Raw genomic sequence first — 18478 nt, 5'->3', positions numbered from 1 at the left:
ATCGAAGTGGCCTGCTGAGGGGCTGGAGGACGAATGTCATATGAAGAGAAGGGCACGTGGGTCTTGCTCACGATCGCCGTCACCGGGTACGTCGTGTACCTGTTCCTCGTGCTGCCGCAGCTGCTGGCAGGCACGGCGGTCGGCGAGATCGACTGGGTGACGCCGATGCTCTGGACCATCGGCGGCGCGATCGTCGCCGGGATCGTCCTCCGCATCCTCGTCGAGATCGTCTCGCCGAGCGACAGCACGAAGGGCGACATCCGCGACAAGGAGATCGACCGCCTCGGTGAGCGAGTGGGGAACTCGTTCGTCGTGATCGGCGGCGTGGGCGCGCTCGTGCTCGCGATGTTCGACGTCGACACCTTCTGGATCGCGAACACCCTGTACCTCGGGTTCGTGATGGCGGGAGTGCTGTCGGGCGTCACGAAGCTCATCGCCTACCGGAAGGGCGTGCCGACATGGTGAAGCCCACGCAGGTGACGAACGACATCCGCTCCTTGCGGTTCCGCCACGGCGAGATGACCCAGGCCGAGCTCGCAGAGCGGATCGGCGTGACCCGCCAGACCGTCATCGCGATCGAACAGGGGCGGTACTCGCCCTCGCTCGAGATGGCCTTCCAGATCGCCCGGGTGTTCGGGGTCCCGCTCGATGCAGTGTTCCAGTACCCCGAGACCGAGGAGACGGCGTCATGAGAACAGCAGTGTATGAGCAGTATGGCGGGCCCGACGTGGTGCGCATCGTCGAAGCCGACGAGCCCGAGATCGGCGACACCGACGTGCTCGTGCGCGTCGATGCCACGGTCGTCGGCGCATCCGACAGCGCGGGCCGGTGGGGCACGCCCCGATTCGCGCGACTCTTCTTCGGGCTCGCGCGGCCGAAGCATCCGGTGCTCGGCACCGACTTCGCCGGGGTGGTCGAACGGGTCGGCGGCAGCGTGACCCGCTTCGCCGCCGGCGACCGCGTGTTCGGTACGGTCGCGCCGCTCCTCGGAGCCCACGCCGAGTTCGTGAAGGTTCCCGCTGACGGCGCCATCGTGCTCGTGCCCGAGCAGGTCGACCAGGCTGAGGCCGTCGCGCTCATCGACGGATTCCTCACCGCGCTGCCCTTCCTCCGCGACGGCGCGCACGTGCGGCCCGGGCAGACCGTGCTCGTGAACGGGGCATCCGGAACCGTGGGCGCTGCGGCGGTGCAGCTCGCGAAGCACTTCGGGGCCACCGTCGTCGGCGTCTGCAGCGGGTCGAACGAGTCGCTCGTGCGCTCGCTCGGCGCCGATCGGGTGATCGACTACACCCGTGACGACTTCACCGACGCGCGCGACGCGTACGACGTCGTGTTCGACGCGGTCGGCAAGCGCTCGTTCGGGCAGGCGCGTCGGTCGCTCACGTCGACGGGTGTGTACCTCACGACCGTGCCGTCGCTCGGGATCCTGTTGCAGGCGCCGTTCATGCGGTGGTTCAGTCGGGGTCGCCGGGCGGGCATCCTCTTCACGGGCCTGCGCGGGGCGCAGGCGAAGGCCGCCGACCTCGCGCTCCTCGTCGAGCTCGTGGAGGCGGGCGCCCTCACGCCGGTGATCGACCAGGTGGTGCCGTTCGACGACATTGTCGAGGCCCACCGGCGCGTCGACACAGGTCACAAGGCCGGCAGCGTCGTCGTCGCGGTGACCACCGCGGGTCGGCGGATGCCGCAGCCGATCCGACCGGCGGCAGCGTCATGAGGGCCGTCGTCCGGAGTCAGTACGGCGGCCCAGAGCTGCTCTCGCTCGCCGAGGTCGCCGCGCCCGTGGCGGCCGCCGACGAGGTGCTCATCCGCGTGCAGGCGGTCGCCGTGAGCGTCGGCGACGTGTTCCTCCTTCACGGCGAGCCGCGCATCGTTCGTACTGTGTCGGGCCTCCGTCGTCCGAAACAGCAGATCCTCGGCAGGGATGTCGCGGGCCTCGTCGAAGCCGTCGGCGAGAAGGTCACGCATTTCCGTGTCGGCGACGCCGTCTATGGCGAATCCGACCAGGGCGGCTGGGCGGAGCTCGTCGCGGTGCCCGAGCGCTTCGTCGCACTCCGCCCCGCGAACGTCGACGCCGTGCATGCCGCGGCCGTGCCGGTCTCGGGCACCACCGCCCTGCAGGGCTTGCGCCTCGCCGCCGCGGGCGCCGGGCAGCACGTGCTCGTGAACGGCGCCTCGGGCGGCGTCGGCGGATTCGTCGTGCAGCTCGCGAAGGTGATGGGCGCCGAGGTGACGGGCGTCTGCAGCGCCGCGAAGGCCGAGCACGTCCGCGCGATCGGCGCCGACCACGTGATCGACTACGCCACCGAGGACTTCACGGCAGCAGGACGGTACGACGTGATCTTCGACCTCGTCGCGAACCATCCCCTCTCGAACCTCCGCCGCGCGCTCACCCCGCGGGGCACGCTCGTGCTCTCAGCTGGGAGCGGCGGCAGGGTGCTCGGGCCGCTCGGGCGCATCGCCGCGGCATCCGTCGTCTCGCCGTTCGTCTCGCAGCGGCTCCGCCCGCTCGCAGCCATCAGGAACGGCGACGACCTCGCCGAGCTGGCGCGCCACATCGAATCGGGCGCGGTGCGGCCGGTGGTCGACGAGGTGTTCCCGCTCGAGCGCACGGCCGATGCCGTCGAACGACTCGAGTCGGGCGCGGTTCGCGGCAAGGTCATCGTCGAGGTCTGAGGGGCGCGGCGGCGCTCGGCCGGACAGCACCCCCGCCGCTCAGCCGAGCAGCACCGCCCCGTAGGCGAGCCCGGCGACGAGCGCCCACGACGTGAGGCCCACAACGAGGGCGCGCCACCCCGTGCGAGCGAGCTCGGCGAACCGGATCGAGGCACCGAGCGCGAAGAGCGCCATCGAGAGGAGGGCGGTCTGCGCCCAGTCGGCTCCCGTGAGCAGCCAGTCGGGCAGCGGCACGAACGTGTTGAGCAGCACCGCAGCGAGGAAGCCGGCCACGAAGAGCGGCACGAGCGCGGTGCGGACGGCAGTGGCATCCGTCGGCCGCCGTCGCTCGATCGCGACCGTGATCGCGACCAGCGGGGCGAGCATGAGCACCCGGGTGAGCTTCACGACGACGGCCACCGCGAGCGCCGTGGTGCCCGCGACCTGCGCGGTCGCGACGACCTGCCCGACATCGTGCACTCCCGCACCGACCCAGTGCCCGAATCCGGTCTGCGAGAGGCCGAGCGGATGCCACAGCGCGGGCAGCACCGCGATTGCGAGCGTGCCGCACAGCGTGACGAGGGCCACGGGCACCGCCTGCTCCTCGTCGCGAGCGCGCAGGGCTGCAGCCATGGCGCCGATCGCGGAGGCGCCGCAGATCGAGAATCCGCTCGCGACGAGCACGGGCTGGTGACCGGATAGACCGAGCGCACGGCCGAGGCCGATCGTGCCGACAAACGTGAGCACCACGACGGCGATCGTCGTGAGGATCGACACCCACCCGAGCGCGGCGATGTCGACGAGGCTGAGCTTCAGTCCGAGGAGCACGATGCCGAGGCGCAGCAGGTGCCGGCTCGCGACCTCCAGGCCGGGGGCGAGCACGCCGAGGAGCGCCGGTCGCACGGCGGGAACCTGCGCGACCAGGATGCCGAGCACCACGGCCGCCGTGAGCAGCGGCACGAACGGCAGTGCCAGGTGAACGAGCCAGGCGATGAGCGCCGCGGATGCTGCCACGAGCAGCCCCGGCATCCGTTCGCGCATGCGTTACCCCCACGTCGGCAGCCAAAAGTGCAGCTGCCGGAACTCGGGCGTGATCGGCATTCCGGTCCAGAGCGGCAGGAAGAACGCCGAGACGAGCACGACGAAGCCAAGGAAGATGCCGACGATCGCGAGGCCGCGTTGCCGCCGCCACCGCGGATCGTCGGGCCGGCCGAGCACGAGGCCGATCACGAACACGAGCGCGAGCACCGTGTACGGCTCGAACACGATCGAGTAGAACTGGAAGACCGTGCGGTTCAGGTACATCAGCCACGGCAGGTACCCGGCCGCGAGCCCCAGCAGGATGGCGCCGGCCTGCCATTCGCGGTAGCGCGCGAGCCGGTAGACGAGGTAGACGGATGCCGCGGCCGCCGCCCACCAGATGAGCGGGTTGCCGATGCCCATGACCGATTCCCAGCACGTGTCGGCGCCGCATCCGCCCGACCCGTCGTCGGTGGAGGCGAAGTACATGTTCGTCGGGCGGACCATGAGCAGCCACGTGAGCGGATTGGCCTGCCACGGATGCGACTGCTGCACGCCGACGTGGTAGGTGTACGCCGCCTCGTGGTAGTGCCAGAGGCTCTGCAATGCGAGCGGCACCCATGAGAACAGGCCCGTCGCGGCATGGCCGGCCTCCTCGGCCCAGTGCCGGTAGTAGCCGCCGTCGGTGACGAGCCAGCCGGTCCACGACGCGAGGTACGCCGCCGCGGCCACGGGCACGAGCATCACGAAGGTGATCGGCGCTTGCTTGAGCAGGGCGGCCGTGAGCCAGAACGGCACGCCGGCGCGGCGGCGGGCGAGCGCGTCGACGACCACGAGGTAGAGGCCGAAGGCGGCGACGAAGTAGAGGCCCGACCACTTGACGGCGCATGCCGCGCCGAGCGCGAGGGCCGCGGCCAGCAGCCATGGCCGCGCCCAGAGCGCCGGCCCGTAGGCCGGGTCGTGGCCGCGCTCGCGCGCCGTGTCGAGCCGCGACTCGAGGAGCCGGCGAGCCTGCTCGCGGTCGAGCAGCACGAACCAGAACCCGAGCAGCGTGAAGAGCATGAGCCAGTTGTCGAGGAGCGCCACCCGTGACATCACGATCGCATTGCCGTCGACGGCGAAGAGGAGTCCGGCGATCACGGCGAGCACCGTCGAGGAGAACAGGCGGCGCGCGACGATCGCGACGAGGAACACCGCGATCGTGCCGGCGAGTGCGGTCGTCGCCCGCCACCAGAACGCGTCGCCCGCGCCGAAGGCGGCCATGCCGAGCGAGATCATCCACTTGCCGAGCGGCGGATGCACCACGTAGGTGGGATCGTCCGAGAAGATGCCCGTGTCGCCGTTCGCGAAGTCGGCGTCGGCGCCCTCGGGCCAGCTCGACTCGTAGCCGTTCTGCAGGAGGGTCCAGGCGTCTTTCACGTAGTAGGTCTCGTCGAAGACGATCGCCTGCGGATGCCCGAGGTTCCAGAACCGCAGCACCGCGGCGATGAGCGTGACGAGAAGGGGCCCGCCCCAGTACCAGAGGGCGCGCCTGCCGGGCGTCGAGAGGGTCCGCGCCCACCAGGCGTCGAGCCTCGTCCCGAGCGGCTCGCGATACAGGCGAATGTCGGCGTCGTCATCGAGCTGGTCGTCGTCGACGGATGCCGCGCCCGCGCGCTCATCGCGCGCCGCTGCGGCGCCCGGCTCCACACCCATGCGCCCAACCCTATCCGCGTCGGTGCGGCACGCGGCCGGGACCCACGCGTGAGCCTGCCGCCACGAGCGGGTGCCTCGTGCGACACACTGGGAGCATGATCATTCTCGCCGCGACGCCCATCGGCAACCTCGGCGACGCGTCGGCGCGATTGCGGGAGGCGCTCGAGACGGCCACCCTCGTCGCCTCCGAGGACACGAGGGTCACGCACCGCCTCCTCATGGGGCTGGGCATCACGAACCGACCGCGTCTCATCGCGTTGCACGAGCACAACGAGCGGCAGAAGGCCGGCGAGCTCGTCGAGCTCGCCCGCGAGCGCGACCTGCTCGTGCTCAGCGACGCGGGCATGCCGACGGTCTCCGACCCGGGCTTCCCGCTCGTCGCCGCGGCCGCCGCGGCGGGCGTCGAGGTCACCGTCATCCCGGGTCCGTCGGCGGTCGTCACCGCGCTCGCCGTGTCGGGCCTGCCGACCGATCGCTTCGCCTTCGAGGGGTTCCTGCCGCGCAAGGCCGGCGAGCGATCCCGTCGCCTCGCCGAGCTCGCCGGCGACCGGCGCACGCTCGTCTTCTTCGAGGGGCCGTCACGCCTCGCCGCGAGCCTCGGCGCGCTCGCCGAGGCGTTCGGCTCCGACCGCCAGGCGGCCGTGTGCCGTGAGCTCACGAAGCTGCACGAAGAGGTGAAGCGCGGGCCGCTCGGCGAGCTCGCCGAATGGGCGTCCGCCGGAGTGCGCGGCGAGATCTGCATCGTCGTCGGCGGCGCAGGAGAGCGGCGCGTCGATGCCGCAGATGCACTCGAGCGAGTGCTCCAGCTCGCGGCATCCGGAACCCGCTTGAAGGATGCCGCCACGCTCGTCGCCGCCGAGAGCGGGCTGGGCAAGCGCGAGCTCTACGATGCCGCGATCGACGCGCGAAAGGCTCGCTGACCGCAGAGAGTATGCGGCCTCCTGTCGTTCTCCGCTCGGCAGGGGGAGAATGGCAGTACCGCACAACCGTGGAGGTGCGATGTGGCGCACGCAGTGAGGTTCTCCCGCTTCGGCGGACCAGAGGTGCTCGAGATCGTGGAAGTTCCGGTGCCCGAGCCGGGCGAGGGCGAAGTGGTCGTCGAGGTGTTCGCGACCGGGTTGAACCCCGTCGAGAGCGCGATCAGGCGTGGTGATCACCCGCATCGATGGCCGGTCGAGTTCCCCGCGCCGCAAGGGCACGACCTCGCGGGCGTCGTCATCGACGTGGGCCCGGGCGACGGGCGGTTCTCGCGCGGCGACGAGGTGATGGGATACGTCGAACGCGGCGCCCACGCGACCCACGTGTCGGTGCCCGAGTCACAGCTCATGCTGAAGCCGCCGGGGCTCTCGTGGGAGGTCGCCGGCTCGCTCCACACGGCGGGCACGATGGCGTGGGCGGCTGTCGAGGGCCTCGGCCTCGATTCGACCGACACGATCGTCGTGACGGCAGCAGCCGGAGGAGTCGGATGCCTCGCGGCGCAGTTCGCTCGCTTGCGGGGCGCCACGGTGATCGGCACCTCGGCCGAGATGCGCTTCGACTTCCTGCGCCAGTTCGGCGTCATCCCGGCCGCCTACGGCCCCCACCTCGCCGAGCGGGTGCGAGCTCTCACGCCCGGACCGGTGACGGCGTTCCTCGACTTCCTCGGCGGTGAGTCGCACGAGGCGATCGCGCTCGGCGTGGCGCGCTCGCGCATCCTGACGGTGCTCGACTGGAACGCCGTCGAGGGGCAGCAGGCCGTGAAGCTCTCATCGGGCGATGTCGTCGCGCTCGGCCGCGTCGCCACGCTCGTGGCAGAGCGCCGGGTGCGCCTGCCGATCGCCGACGTCTTCCCGCTCGACGAGGTGGCCGAGGCGTATCGGGCGCTCGACCGGCGTGAGGCACCGGGCAAGATCGTGCTCGGGCTGCGGGTCGTCGAGTACGCCGGGCAGCGCGTGCGGGAACCCGCGATCAAGGAGCAGGACGTGACGCTCGGCGTGGCGACGCCGCACGAGCATATGAACGTCGAGGAGGCCGTGCCACCCGCCATCGGCGACGGCAGCGTGCGTCGCCGGCACCGTGAGGAACGCGAGGAACGCGAGGAACGCGAGGAACGCGAGCGGGCCGAGACCGAGGAGTCCGAGGCGCCCGTGACCGAGTGACCCGGGGCGGGTCTGCGCGGCGCGTAACGCGGCGGCACCGGCATCCGCTCGCCCATAGGATTGAGCGCATGGCCGACGGCTCCTCGCTCTATATCACCACGCCCAATTTTTTACGTGAATGACGTGCCGCACATCGGGCACGCCTACACCGAGGTGGCCGCCGACGTGCTCGCACGCTGGCACCGCCAGGCGGGCGACGACACGTGGATGCTCACGGGCACCGACGAGCACGGCCAGAAGATCCTGCGCACCGCCACGGCGAACGGCGTCACCCCGAAGGAGTGGGCCGACAAGCTCGTCGCCGAGGCGTGGAAGCCGCTGCTCCAGACCGTCGACATCGCCAACGACGACTTCATCCGCACGACCGACGACCGGCACGAGCAGAACGTGCAGAAGTTCCTGCAGAAGCTCTACGACGACGGCCACATCTACACCGGCGAGTACGAGGGCTACTACTGCGTCGGCTGTGAGGAGTACAAGCAGCAGTCCGAGCTCGTTCCGGGCGCGGGGGAGTACGAGGGGCAGCTCGTCTGCGCCATCCACTCGAAGCCCGTCGAGCTCCTGCACGAGAAGAACTACTTCTTCCGCATGTCGGCGTTCGCCGATGACCTCCTCGCCCTCTATGAGGACCGCCCCGACTTCGTGCAGCCCGAGAGCGCACGCAACGAGGCCGTCGCGTTCGTGAAGCAGGGCCTCGCCGACCTCTCGATCTCGCGCTCCACGTTCGACTGGGGCGTCAAGGTGCCGTGGGACGAGTCGCACGTCGTCTACGTGTGGTTCGACGCGCTGCTCAACTACATCACCGCCGTCGGCTACGGGCAGGACGACGAGGAGTTCGCACGCCGCTGGCCCGCCCAGCACGTGATCGGCAAAGACATCCTGCGCTTCCACGCCGTGATCTGGCCGGCGATGCTGCTCGCCGCTGGACTCGACGTGCCCAAGGGCGTCTTCGGCCACGGCTGGCTGCTCGTCGGCGGCGAGAAGATGTCGAAGTCGAAGCTCACGGGCATCGCGCCCGAGCAGATCACCGAGACCTTCGGCTCCGACGCGTTCCGCTACTACTTCCTCCGGGCCATCGCGTTCGGCCAAGACGGCTCCTTCTCGTGGGAAGACCTGGCGGCGCGCTACCAGGCCGAGCTCGCCAACGGCTTCGGCAACCTCGCCTCGCGCGTCGTCGCGATGATCACGCGCTACCGCGACGGGGTCGTGCCGGCGGCCGGCTCGCTCACCGAGGCCGACCTCGAGATCGCGGCAGTCGAGCGCCGGGCGACGGATGCCTCGTGGGCGGCCGTCGATCGCCTCGCGATCCACGAGGCGATCGGCAGCGCGTGGGAGCTCGTCGACGCGCTCAACGGCTACCTGACGATCGAGGAGCCGTGGACCCTCGCGAAGGACCCGGCGAAGGCCGATCGCCTCGAGACCGTGCTCGCCACGGCCTACCACGGGCTCGGAACGCTCGCGGTGCTGCTCTCGCCCGTGCTGCCGAAGGCCACCGAGAAGCTGTGGACCGCGCTCGGCGGCCCCGGCACCGTGCAGGAGCAGCGCATCGACCGCGCCCACGAGTGGACGGTCGGCGAGCGCGTCGCCCCGCTCGAGGCGCTGTTCCCACGCGTGGAAGTCGTGGAGTGACGGGTCCCGACCACCTTCGCACCCGGTCCGACGGCTCTCGCGCCGCGGCATATCCGCCCGCGCCCCAGCCGCTCCCGGTCGCCGTGTACGACAACCACACGCACCTCGAGATCGCCGACGGCGCACTGCCGCTCGACGTGCACGAGCACCTCGAGCGCGCAGCATCCGTCGGCATCGCCGGTGCTGTGCAGGTCGGCACGGGCGTCGCGACCTCGCGCTGGTCGGCCGACGTCGCCGCGCGCGAGCCGCGGCTCCTCGCCGCGGTCGCCCTGCATCCGAACGAGGTGCCCGAGCTCGAGGCATCCCGAACCCTCGACGACGCCCTCGCGGTCATCGACGAGCTCGCGGCGCGGCCGCGCGTTCGTGCGATCGGCGAGACCGGCCTCGACTTCTACCGCACGGGCGACGATGGGCGAGGCGCGCAGTTCCGTTCGTTCGAGGCGCACATCGACATCGCGAAGCGGCACGGGCTCGCCCTGCAGATCCACGACCGCGACGCGCACGACGAGGTCGTCGCGACCCTCCGCCGGGTCGGGGCGCCCGAGCGCACCGTCTTCCACTGCTTCTCGGGCGGCGAGGAGCTCGCGCGGATCGCTGCCGATGCCGGCTGGTACCTCTCCTTCGCCGGCAATGTCACGTTCAAGAACGCCGAGAACCTGCGCGAGGCGCTGCGGGTCGCACCGCGAGACCGGATCCTCGTCGAGACGGATGCTCCGTACCTCACCCCCGTGCCGCTCCGCGGCCGGCCGAATGCGCCCTACCTCGTGCCGCACACGGTGCGATTCATGGCCGAGGTGCTCGACGCCGAGCTCGACGGATTCTGCGAACGGCTGGCGGCGAACACCGTGACCGTGTACGGCTCGTGGCAAGATGAGCCCCGTGCAAGTTGAGCCCGTGCAAGCCGAGCCCGCGGCTGGGACGACGGCGTGAACGCGCATCGGCATGAGGCCGAGGGCGTCGAGGCGTCGCCGCGCCTCCTGGGCCCAGCCGAGATCCGCGATCTCGCCGAGCTTCTCGAGGTCACGCCCACCAAGAAGCTCGGACAGAACTTCGTGCACGACGCCAACACGGTGCGCCGCATCGTGCAGACGGCGGGCGTGCGCGCCGGCGAGACCGTGCTCGAGATCGGGCCGGGGTTCGGGTCGCTGACGCTCGGGTTGCTCGAGGTCGGGGCATCCGTCATCGCCATCGAGATCGACAAGCGCCTCGCCGCCCAGCTGCCGCACACCGCCGGAATCATGCAGCCGGGCAAGCCGCTCACCGTCGTCACCCAAGATGCGCTCCGGGTCACCGAACTGCCCGGCGAGCCCGTGCGGCTCGTCGCGAACCTGCCGTACAACATCTCGGTGCCCGTGCTGCTGCACCTGCTCGAGCACTTCGACTCGCTGCAGTCGGGCATCGTGATGGTGCAGTCCGAGGTCGGGCACCGGCTCGCGGCCGGGCCCGGTTCGAAGGTCTACGGCGCCCCGAGCGTGAAGGCCGCCTGGTACGGGCACTGGCGCACGGCCGGCCAGGTCTCGCGAATGGTGTTCTGGCCGGTGCCGAACGTCGATTCCGTGCTCGTCGGCTTCGAGCGAGCGGATGTCCCGGGCACCGAGTCCGAACGCGTCGCCACCTTCGCGCTCGTCGACGCGGCCTTCCAGCAGCGGCGCAAGATGCTCCGGCAGTCGCTCTCCTCGGTGCTCGGCGGAACCTCGGCGACCGCGACGGCGGTGCTCGAGGCCGCCGGCGTCGACCCGCAGGAACGCGGTGAGCAGCTGACCGTCGCCGACTTCCTCCGCATCGCGCGCGCTGCCGCCGCCCAGAGCTGAGCCGCCTTCCGCGACGCGGCGAGTCCTGCTCGCCGCATGCGCGGCTGGTTGCAAGCGGTCGGATGACCCGGGTTGCGCGGTGGCCGTGGGCTAGCGTGGAGCCATGACGATCGCGGCGACGGACGAGGCAGTCCACGTTCGTGCGCCCGGCAAGATCAACCTGTTCATGCGCGTCGGCGCGCTGCAGGCCGACGGCTACCACGACGTCGCCACCGCCTACCAGGCGGTGTCGCTCTACGAAGACGTTCGCGCGTGGCCCGACGACGAGTTCAGCGCCTCGTTCGGCGGCAGCATCGACACGTCGGGACTCCCGGCCGACAGCTCCAACCTCGCGATCAAGGCCGCGAAGCTCCTCGCGCGCACGGCGGGCGTGCCGGGCGGCGTGCACCTCGAGATCGACAAGCACGTGCCCATCGCGGGCGGCATGGGCGGAGGCTCCGCGGATGCCGCGGCCACCCTCGTCGCGTGCGACGCGCTCTGGGGCACCGCCCTCTCGAAAGAGGAGCTGCACGCCCTCGCGGCGAAGCTCGGCGCCGACGTGCCGTTCGCCCTCACGGGCGGCACCGCCGTCGGCACCGGACGCGGCGACCGGTTGAGCCCTGCGCTCGCGACCGGCTCGTTCCACTGGGTGCTCGCGCTCGCCGAGTTCGGGCTCTCGACGCCCGGCGTGTACCGCGAGCTCGACCGGCGTCGCGAGGAGCGGCCCGAGTCGGCCCCTCGCGGCACCTCGCCGGTCGTCGACGTCGCCGTGCTGCAGGCGCTGCGTGCGGGCGACGCGCGCCGCCTCGCCGACGCCCTGCACAACGACCTGCAGGCCGCCGCGCTCGACGTCGCGCCGGGCCTCGGCGGAATCCTCGAACTCGGAGAGTCGAACGGGGCGCTCGCGGGCATCGTCTCGGGGTCTGGGCCCACGGTCGCGTTCCTCGCCGACAGCACCGACGCGGCGCTCGAACTCCAGGTCGCGCTCTCGGCGGCCCGGCTGAACGCGGTGCACGTGCACGGTCCGGTGCACGGCGCGCGCATCATGCGCTCTTGAACTTGGCTCGGGCTCGAGTTCAGCGCAGGCGTCCGACGCGTCGTCGGCGGCGCGGGTCGGCGAGCCGAGGAACGTCGAACGCGGCGTTGGGCGCGTACACATCGGTGCCTGGAGGCACGATCTCGTCGATCCGGTCGAGCACGACATCGTCGAGCTCGAGCTCGAGGCTCTCGAGCAGCGATTCGAGTTGCGGCATGGTTCGCGGCCCCAGGATGACCGAGGTGACAGCACGGTGGGCGAGTGGGAACGCGGCAGCCAGCGCAGGCAGCGACGTGCCGAGCGCGTCGGCGACGGGGATCAGCCGCTCGACGGCGTCGAGCTTGCGCGTCGTCATGGGATCGGCGGGATCGAACCAGGCTGGCCGGAGCGCTGCGCGTCCCTCGCGTTCGGCTGGGATCGCGCCCCGTCGGTATCGTCCGGTGAGGAACCCGAATGCAAGCGGGCTCCAGGTCAGCACCCCCATTCCCCAGCGCTCCGCGACCGGGAGCACGTCGCGCTCCGCTCCTCGCGCCAGGATGTTGTACGGCGGCTGCTCGGTGCGGAACCGCATCAGGCCCCGCGCCTCGGCGACCCGCTGCGACTCGACGATCTCGTGGGCGGGGAACGTCGAGCACCCGAACGACCGAATCTTCCCCGCGTGCACGAGTTCGGTGAGCACCCCGAGGGTCTCCTCGAGGTCGGTGTCCGAGTCGGGTCGGTGCACCTGGTAGAGGTCGATCCATTCCGTGCCGAGGCGGGTCAGGCTGGCATCGACGGCGCGGAGCAGGTGGCGGCGGGAGTTGCCGCTCCGGTTGAGGCCCGGCTGGAGTGCGAAATGGCCCTTGGTGGCGAGGATCACGTCGTCGCGCCGACCGCGCAGCGCCTTCCCGACGATCACCTCGGACTCGCCGCCGGAGTACATGTCCGCGGTGTCGACGAAGTTGATGCCGCGGTCGAGTGCGGCGTGGATGATCCGCACGCAGTCGTCGTGGTCGGGATTGCCGGCAGCGCCGAACATCATGGTGCCCAGCGCGAACCGTGACACGGTCAGCCCCGTTCGCCCGAGGATCGTGTAGGCCATGTCAGTGGTGTTCATGTCGTGACGATATCTATGCAAGCCGATTTGCGCAAACACGCTTGCGAATATCGCTAGACTGGCGGCATGCAGGATGGCGAACCGGGAGATGTGCGGACCATCGACGAGGTGCGCGCGCTCGCGGCGCTCGCGCATCCCGACCGTGCCCGGCTCATGGACGCGCTGGCCGTCGACGGGCCGTCCACCACGGGAGCGATGGCATCCTCTCTCGGCATTGCCACCGGCAGTGTGTCGCACCACCTGCGGGTACTCACCGATGCCGGACTCGTCGAACGCGCGCCCCAGGATCCGACTGACCTTCGCGAGCGTCGATGGAAACTCGTCAGCCGAGGTATGCGCTGGTCCGCCGGGCAGTTCCGTGACCGGCCGGCAGTCGCGTCGGCGGCGGCGGCAGCGGAGGCGGTCATGCTCGGGCGCGAGTTCGAACGCGCACGCGCGTTCCTGGAGTCACCGGAACCTCCGTGGGACGACTCCGCCGTCTCGGTGCACGCCTGGCTGCGCCTGAGTGCCGATGAGCTCACCGAGCTCGGCCGCCAGCTCGAGGAGCTCCTGCTGGACTGGCGGCGGCGTGAGATCCCCGACGACGGCGCCGATCGTCGCCGCGTGCTCGCGTTCTCCCGCGCGTTTCCCTCGCGGCCCTGAGGTCCCGCCACAGGCGGGAACGCACAGGTCGCGGCGGCTAGGCTCGGGGGGACATGGCACACCTCCTCGGCGCCGAGCGCCTGCACCTCGAGTTCCCGACGCGGATCGTCTTCGACGAGGTCACCCTCGGCATCGACGAGGGCGACCGCATCGGCGTCGTCGGCCGCAACGGCGACGGCAAGTCCACGCTGCTGAAGCTCCTCGCAGACCGCCTCGAACCCGACGGCGGGCGCGTCACGCGCCGTCGCGGCATCCGCATCGGCATGCTCGACCAGGCCGACGTCGTCGACCCCGGCAAGACGGTCGCGGAGTCGGTCGTCGGCGGCATCGAGGAGCACGTGTGGGCGGGCGATGCGAAGGTGCGCGACGTCATCGCGGGCCTGCTCACGGATGTCCCGTGGCACGCGCAGGTCGGGAGCCTCTCGGGCGGTCAGCGACGCCGGGTCGGACTCGCCGCGCTCCTCGTCGGCGACTGGGACGTCGTGTTCCTCGACGAGCCCACGAACCACCTCGACGTCGAGGGCATCGCGTGGCTCGCGGGCCACCTGAAATCGCGCTGGTCGACGGATTCCGGCGCGCTCGTGGTCGTGACGCACGACCGGTGGTTCCTCGACGAAGTGTGCACGGGCACGTGGGAGGTGCACGACGGCATCGTCGAGCCGTTCGAGGGCGGCTACGCGGCGTACGTGCTGCAGCGCGTCGAACGCGACCGCATGGCCGCGGCATCCGAGTCCAAACGGCAGAACCTCATGCGCAAGGAGCTCGCCTGGCTGCGTCGCGGGGCGCCGGCGCGCACGTCGAAGCCGAAGTTCCGCATCGAGGCGGCGAACGAGCTCATCGAGAACGAGCCGCCCGCACGCAACCCGGTGGAGCTCAACCGACTGGCGGTGTCTCGACTCGGGAAAGACGTCGTCGACCTGCTCGACGTCTCGGTCGAGTACCCCGTGACGGATGCCGCACCCGGCGCACCGGCAACGCGCACCGTGCTGCACGAACTCGAGTGGCGCATCGCGCCCGGCGAGCGAACCGGCATCCTCGGCGTGAACGGCGCCGGCAAGTCGACGTTGCTCGGCCTCGTCACCGGCGCGGTCCAGCCGACGACGGGCCGAGTGAAGCGCGGCAAGACGGTGCGCATCGCGACGCTCAGCCAGGAGCTCGCCGAGCTCGCCGAGTACACCGACCATCGGGTCAGCGCCGTCGTCGCCGAGCAGCGCACCTCGTACCAGGTCGGCACAGGGTCTGGTTCAGGAACAGTGGAGATGACGCCCGGCCAGCTGCTCGAACGGCTCGGCTTCACGAACGCACAGCTCTCGACGCCCGTGAAGAACCTCTCGGGCGGCCAGAAGCGCCGGCTGCAGTTGCTGCTCATCCTGCTCTCCGAGCCCAACGTGCTGATCCTCGACGAGCCGACGAACGACCTCGACACCGACATGCTCGCCGCAATCGAGGACCTGCTCGACTCCTGGCCGGGCACGCTCCTCGTCGTGAGCCACGACCGGTACCTCATCGAGCGCGTGACCGATCGGCAGTTCGCGATCCTCGACGGACACCTCCACGACCTGCCGCGCGGGGTCGACCAGTACCTCGAGCTGCGGCGATCGACGAATGCCGCTCGGTCGGCGATCGCATCGGCCGGCCGGATCGAGTCGCCGACGACCGCGACGGCGACGGCCTCGGCCGCGGCCGGATCGGCCTCGTCCGCGACGGCGGTCGGCTTTCGCGTGCTCGCGGGCGCGGAGCGACGCGTCGCCGAGAAGGAACTCTCGTCGATCGACCGCAAGCTCGATCGCATGCAGGCCGAGATCGCCGCGGTGCACGAGCGGCTTGCGCGTCACGATCAGGGCGACTATGTCGGGCTCGGGGTGCTCGGCGACGAGCTGCGCGCGCTCGAGGCATCCGTCGCCGACCTCGAGACGCGGTGGCTCGAGGTCTCGGAGTCGCTCGAAGGCTGATCAGCTCGAAGCATCCGTCACTTCCGTCTCGCCCTGACGCAGGAACTGTGACAAGACATGACCGCGTGGTCACGAGTGCGAAGATCATTCGCCTATCGTGGAAGTGCGCCCGCGCTCGCGGCATCGAAGCCCCCACCGTTACCAACCGTGGCGGAGCCATGCCTGAATCACGCCATCAGCACTCGATCGCGGCCGCGCGCCGAACGCGAAGGGGAACCACATGTCACACCGCACCAAGCTCATCACCGCACTTGCCGCAGTGCCGCTCCTCGTCGGCCTCGCCGCGTGCGCGAGCCCGGCCTCGGGCGGCGGCGACGCCGCGAACGACGTCGTGAAGATCGGCGTCGTCGGAGCCGGCGACCCGCAATGGGCCGCGTTCGAGGAGGCGGCTGCCGACGAGGGCATCACGATCGAGGTCGTGGACTTTTCGGACTACGCCCAGCCGAACCCCGCGACGACCGAGGGTGAGCTCGACCTCAACCAGTTCCAGCACATCGTGTACCTCGCCGACTACAACGTGTCGAGCGGTGAGGACCTCACCCCCATCGGGTCGACCGCCATCTACCCGCTCGGCCTCTACTCGACGAAGTACGACTCGGTGAAGGACATCCCGAAGGGCGAGACGGTCGCCGTGCCGAACGACGCGTCGAACCAGGCCCGTGCGCTGCTCGTGCTGCAGTCGGCCGGGCTCATCGAGCTGAAGAGCGGCGGAACGATCTTCTCCGATCTCGCCGACATCGACGAGTCCGCGTCGAAGGTCAAGGTCACCGCGCTCGAGGCGTCGCTCACGCCGACGTCGCTGCCCGACGTCGCCGCGGCCGTCATCAACAACGACTTCGTCGAGGATTCCGGCCTCAAGTTCGAGGACGCGATCGCGCAAGACGACCCGAGCGACCCGAACGCGCTGCCCTACGTCAACATCTTCGCCGCCCGCGCAGAAGACAAGGACAACGAGACCTACCTGAAGCTCGTCGAGATCTTCCAGACCGACGCCGAGGTGCAGGCCGCGCTCGTCGAATCCTCGGGCGACACCGCCGTGCCGGTGCAGACGCCCGTGACCGATCTCGTCGACTCGCTCACCAAGGTGGAGGCCGACACGAAGGCCGCCAAGGGTTAGGGAGGACCCCATGGCGCTCGTCGCCCTGCGGAACGTCACGAAGACGTATCCGTCACCCGAGAGAGACGCTGAGCCGATCGTCGCCGTCGACGACGTGACCCTCGATATCGAAGCGGGTGACGTCTACGGCATCATCGGGTACTCGGGTGCCGGGAAGTCGACGCTCGTGCGGCTCGTGAACGCGCTCGAGCCTGCGACATCCGGCAGCATCATCGTCGACGGCACCGAGATCACGGCCATTCCCGAGCGTCAGCTCCGCGGCATCCGGCTCCGAATCGGCATGATTTTCCAGCAGTTCAACCTCTTCAACTCGAAGACGGTGTGGAAGAACGTCGCGTACCCGCTCACGGTCGCGGGCCGGCCGAAGGCGGAGATCGCAGCGCGGGTCGACGAGCTGCTGGAGTTCGTCGGCCTCACCGACAAGGCGAGAAGTTACCCCGACCAACTCTCGGGCGGCCAGAAGCAGCGCGTCGGCATCGCGCGGGCGCTCGCAACCTCGCCGCAGCTCCTGCTCGCCGACGAGGCGACGAGCGCCCTCGACCCCGAGACGACGCAAGAGGTGCTCGCACTCCTCAAGCGCGTCAATCGCGAGTTCGGCATCACGATGATCGTGATCACGCACGAGATGGACGTGATCCAGTCGATCGCAACGAAAGTCGCGGTCATGGACGGCGGTCGTGTCGTCGAGAACGGCGACGTGTTCGAGGTCTTCTCCAACCCGCAGAACCCGTCGTCGCAGCGATTCGTGTCGACGGTCGTCAAGGGCATCCCGTCGCCCGCTGAGCTCGCGGTGCTGCGCGAACGGCACGAGGGCCGCATCGTCACGATCTCGTTCCGCGACGGCGATGCCTCACAGGCCGCGGTCTTCGTCGAGCTGGCGGCGGCGGGCCTCGAGTTCGAGCTCGTGTTCGGCGGCATCAACGACATCCAGGGACGTGCCTTCGGGCACCTCACCCTCGCGATCAGGGGTGCGGATGCCTCGATCGACGCGGCGCTGACGCAGATCGCCGCCCGCGTCGACGTGACGGAGGTGGCGTGATGGATCGCCTGTTCGAACTCGGGAGCGAGTTCTGGGTCGCCACCGTCGAGACGCTCTACATGGTGTCGTTCACGCTGTTGATCGGCGGACTCGCTGGCCTCGCCCTCGGCCTCGCGCTGTACACGACCCGCGCCGGGAGCCTGCTCGAGAATCGTGCGGTGTTCAACACCCTGAACGTCGTCATCAACTTCTTCCGGCCGATCCCCTTCATCATCTTCATCGCCGCGGTGCAGCCGCTCTCGCGGTTCGTGATCGGCACCGGCATCGGCAACAACGCGCTCATCTTCGCGCTCTCGCTGGCGGCATCGTTCGCGATCGGGCGCATCGTCGAGCAGAACCTGCTCACCGTCTCACCCGGCGTGATCGAGGCGGCGAAGGCGATGGGTGCGGGGCCGTTCCGCATCCTGCGCACCGTCGTCATCCCCGAAGCGCTCGGTCCGCTCATCCTCGGCTACACGTTCGTGATGGTCGCGATCGTCGACATGACGGCCGTCGCCGGAGTCATCGGCGGCGGAGGCCTCGGAAACTTCGCGCTCGTCTACGGCTATCGCCAGTTCGAGCCCGTGGTCACGTGGGCCGCAGTACTGCTGATCGTCGTCTTCGTGCAGGGCGTGCAGTTCTTCGGCAACTGGCTCGCCCGAAAGGTGCTCCGCCGGTAACCCGCGTTGTCAG

Annotated in this window: 17 protein-coding genes and 1 pseudogene; 15 read left to right on the top strand and 3 right to left on the bottom strand. The window is 70.2% G+C overall.

All coding sequences use genetic code 11. The features are described from left to right. Positions 1–33 precede the first annotated feature (33 nt). Genes QFZ29_RS11585 through QFZ29_RS11570 form a run of 4 tightly spaced genes read left to right on the top strand, consistent with a single transcriptional unit; the run spans position 34 to position 2673 of the window. Positions 34–465, top strand: a complete 432-nt coding sequence (locus QFZ29_RS11585) for a hypothetical protein (protein WP_306894253.1) — start codon at positions 34–36, stop codon at positions 463–465. Next, complete coding sequence (locus tag QFZ29_RS11580; protein WP_129520541.1) at positions 459–692, top strand: helix-turn-helix transcriptional regulator; 234 nt, start codon at positions 459–461, stop codon at positions 690–692. The genes QFZ29_RS11585 and QFZ29_RS11580 overlap by 7 nt, the downstream gene beginning before the upstream one ends. Further along, positions 689–1714 carry an NAD(P)-dependent alcohol dehydrogenase gene (locus tag QFZ29_RS11575; protein WP_306894252.1) on the top strand — a complete coding sequence of 342 codons (1026 nt, stop codon included), beginning with the start codon at positions 689–691 and terminating at the stop codon, positions 1712–1714. Before QFZ29_RS11580 ends, QFZ29_RS11575 begins: the two co-directional genes overlap by 4 nt. Further along, positions 1711–2673 carry an NAD(P)-dependent alcohol dehydrogenase gene (locus QFZ29_RS11570; protein ID WP_306894251.1) on the top strand — a complete coding sequence of 321 codons (963 nt, stop codon included), beginning with the start codon at positions 1711–1713 and terminating at the stop codon, positions 2671–2673. The genes QFZ29_RS11575 and QFZ29_RS11570 overlap by 4 nt, the downstream gene beginning before the upstream one ends. Positions 2674–2712: 39 nt before the next feature. Here QFZ29_RS11570 and QFZ29_RS11565 read toward each other — a convergent pair whose 3' ends face one another. After that, positions 2713–3693 (bottom strand): YeiH family protein, encoded by a 981-nt coding sequence (locus QFZ29_RS11565; RefSeq protein WP_306894250.1) that lies wholly within the window; start codon positions 3691–3693, stop codon positions 2713–2715. 3 nt (positions 3694–3696) lie between these two features. Beyond that, positions 3697–5367, bottom strand: coding sequence for a dolichyl-phosphate-mannose--protein mannosyltransferase (locus QFZ29_RS11560; RefSeq protein WP_306894249.1), 1671 nt, complete (start codon positions 5365–5367; stop codon positions 3697–3699). Positions 5368–5462: 95 nt separating this feature from the next. Between QFZ29_RS11560 and rsmI the strand changes: the two genes are divergently transcribed. The 6 genes and pseudogenes from rsmI to QFZ29_RS11530 all read left to right on the top strand — a co-directional run bounded on the left by rsmI (position 5463) and on the right by QFZ29_RS11530 (position 11981). Further along, entirely contained in the window at positions 5463–6287 is an 825-nt protein-coding gene (gene rsmI / locus QFZ29_RS11555) for a 16S rRNA (cytidine(1402)-2'-O)-methyltransferase (RefSeq protein ID WP_306894248.1), read from the top strand. 93 nt (positions 6288–6380) lie between these two features. Continuing rightward, entirely contained in the window at positions 6381–7505 is a 1125-nt protein-coding gene (locus tag QFZ29_RS11550; protein ID WP_306894247.1) for an NADP-dependent oxidoreductase, read from the top strand. Between the two features lie 68 nt (positions 7506–7573). Beyond that, positions 7574–9134 (top strand): annotated as a pseudogene (gene metG, locus QFZ29_RS11545) (methionine--tRNA ligase). Then, positions 9131–10024, top strand: coding sequence for a TatD family hydrolase (locus QFZ29_RS11540; protein ID WP_306894246.1), 894 nt, complete (start codon positions 9131–9133; stop codon positions 10022–10024). The pseudogene metG and the gene QFZ29_RS11540 overlap by 4 nt, the downstream one beginning before the upstream one ends. 36 nt (positions 10025–10060) lie before the next feature. Next, a complete protein-coding gene (gene rsmA / locus QFZ29_RS11535; protein WP_306894245.1) occupies positions 10061–10945 on the top strand; it encodes a 16S rRNA (adenine(1518)-N(6)/adenine(1519)-N(6))-dimethyltransferase RsmA in 885 nt (294 codons plus the stop codon). Between the two features lie 103 nt (positions 10946–11048). Further along, positions 11049–11981 (top strand): 4-(cytidine 5'-diphospho)-2-C-methyl-D-erythritol kinase, encoded by a 933-nt coding sequence (locus QFZ29_RS11530; protein WP_306894244.1) that lies wholly within the window; start codon positions 11049–11051, stop codon positions 11979–11981. A 19-nt stretch (positions 11982–12000) separates the two neighbouring features. Here the strand turns inward: QFZ29_RS11530 and QFZ29_RS11525 are convergent, their stop codons facing one another. Further along, entirely contained in the window at positions 12001–13056 is a 1056-nt protein-coding gene (locus QFZ29_RS11525; RefSeq protein WP_306894243.1) for an aldo/keto reductase, read from the bottom strand. Between the two features lie 66 nt (positions 13057–13122). Here QFZ29_RS11525 and QFZ29_RS11520 point away from each other — a divergent pair, with 66 nt between their 5' ends. The 5 genes from QFZ29_RS11520 to QFZ29_RS11500 all read left to right on the top strand — a co-directional run bounded on the left by QFZ29_RS11520 (position 13123) and on the right by QFZ29_RS11500 (position 18465). Next, positions 13123–13698 carry an ArsR/SmtB family transcription factor gene (locus QFZ29_RS11520; RefSeq protein WP_306894242.1) on the top strand — a complete coding sequence of 192 codons (576 nt, stop codon included), beginning with the start codon at positions 13123–13125 and terminating at the stop codon, positions 13696–13698. A gap of 53 nt (positions 13699–13751) precedes the next feature. Next, positions 13752–15650: an ABC-F family ATP-binding cassette domain-containing protein gene (locus tag QFZ29_RS11515; protein WP_306894241.1), complete on the top strand. Its 1899-nt coding sequence runs from the start codon at positions 13752–13754 to the stop codon at positions 15648–15650. A 220-nt stretch (positions 15651–15870) separates the two neighbouring features. Further along, positions 15871–16767: a MetQ/NlpA family ABC transporter substrate-binding protein gene (locus tag QFZ29_RS11510; protein WP_306894240.1), complete on the top strand. Its 897-nt coding sequence runs from the start codon at positions 15871–15873 to the stop codon at positions 16765–16767. 10 nt (positions 16768–16777) lie between these two features. Further along, positions 16778–17806 carry a methionine ABC transporter ATP-binding protein gene (locus QFZ29_RS11505; RefSeq protein WP_306894239.1) on the top strand — a complete coding sequence of 343 codons (1029 nt, stop codon included), beginning with the start codon at positions 16778–16780 and terminating at the stop codon, positions 17804–17806. Then, the gene (locus tag QFZ29_RS11500; protein WP_129520557.1) at positions 17806–18465 is read left to right on the top strand and encodes a methionine ABC transporter permease; all 660 of its coding nucleotides are present in this window, start codon (positions 17806–17808) and stop codon (positions 18463–18465) included. Before QFZ29_RS11505 ends, QFZ29_RS11500 begins: the two co-directional genes overlap by 1 nt. Positions 18466–18478: the final 13 nt, after the last annotated feature.

Source organism: Agromyces albus, from assembly GCF_030815405.1.
GTDB lineage: Bacteria > Actinomycetota > Actinomycetes > Actinomycetales > Microbacteriaceae > Agromyces > Agromyces albus_A.
This window is presented reverse-complemented; position numbering and strand designations above follow the sequence as displayed.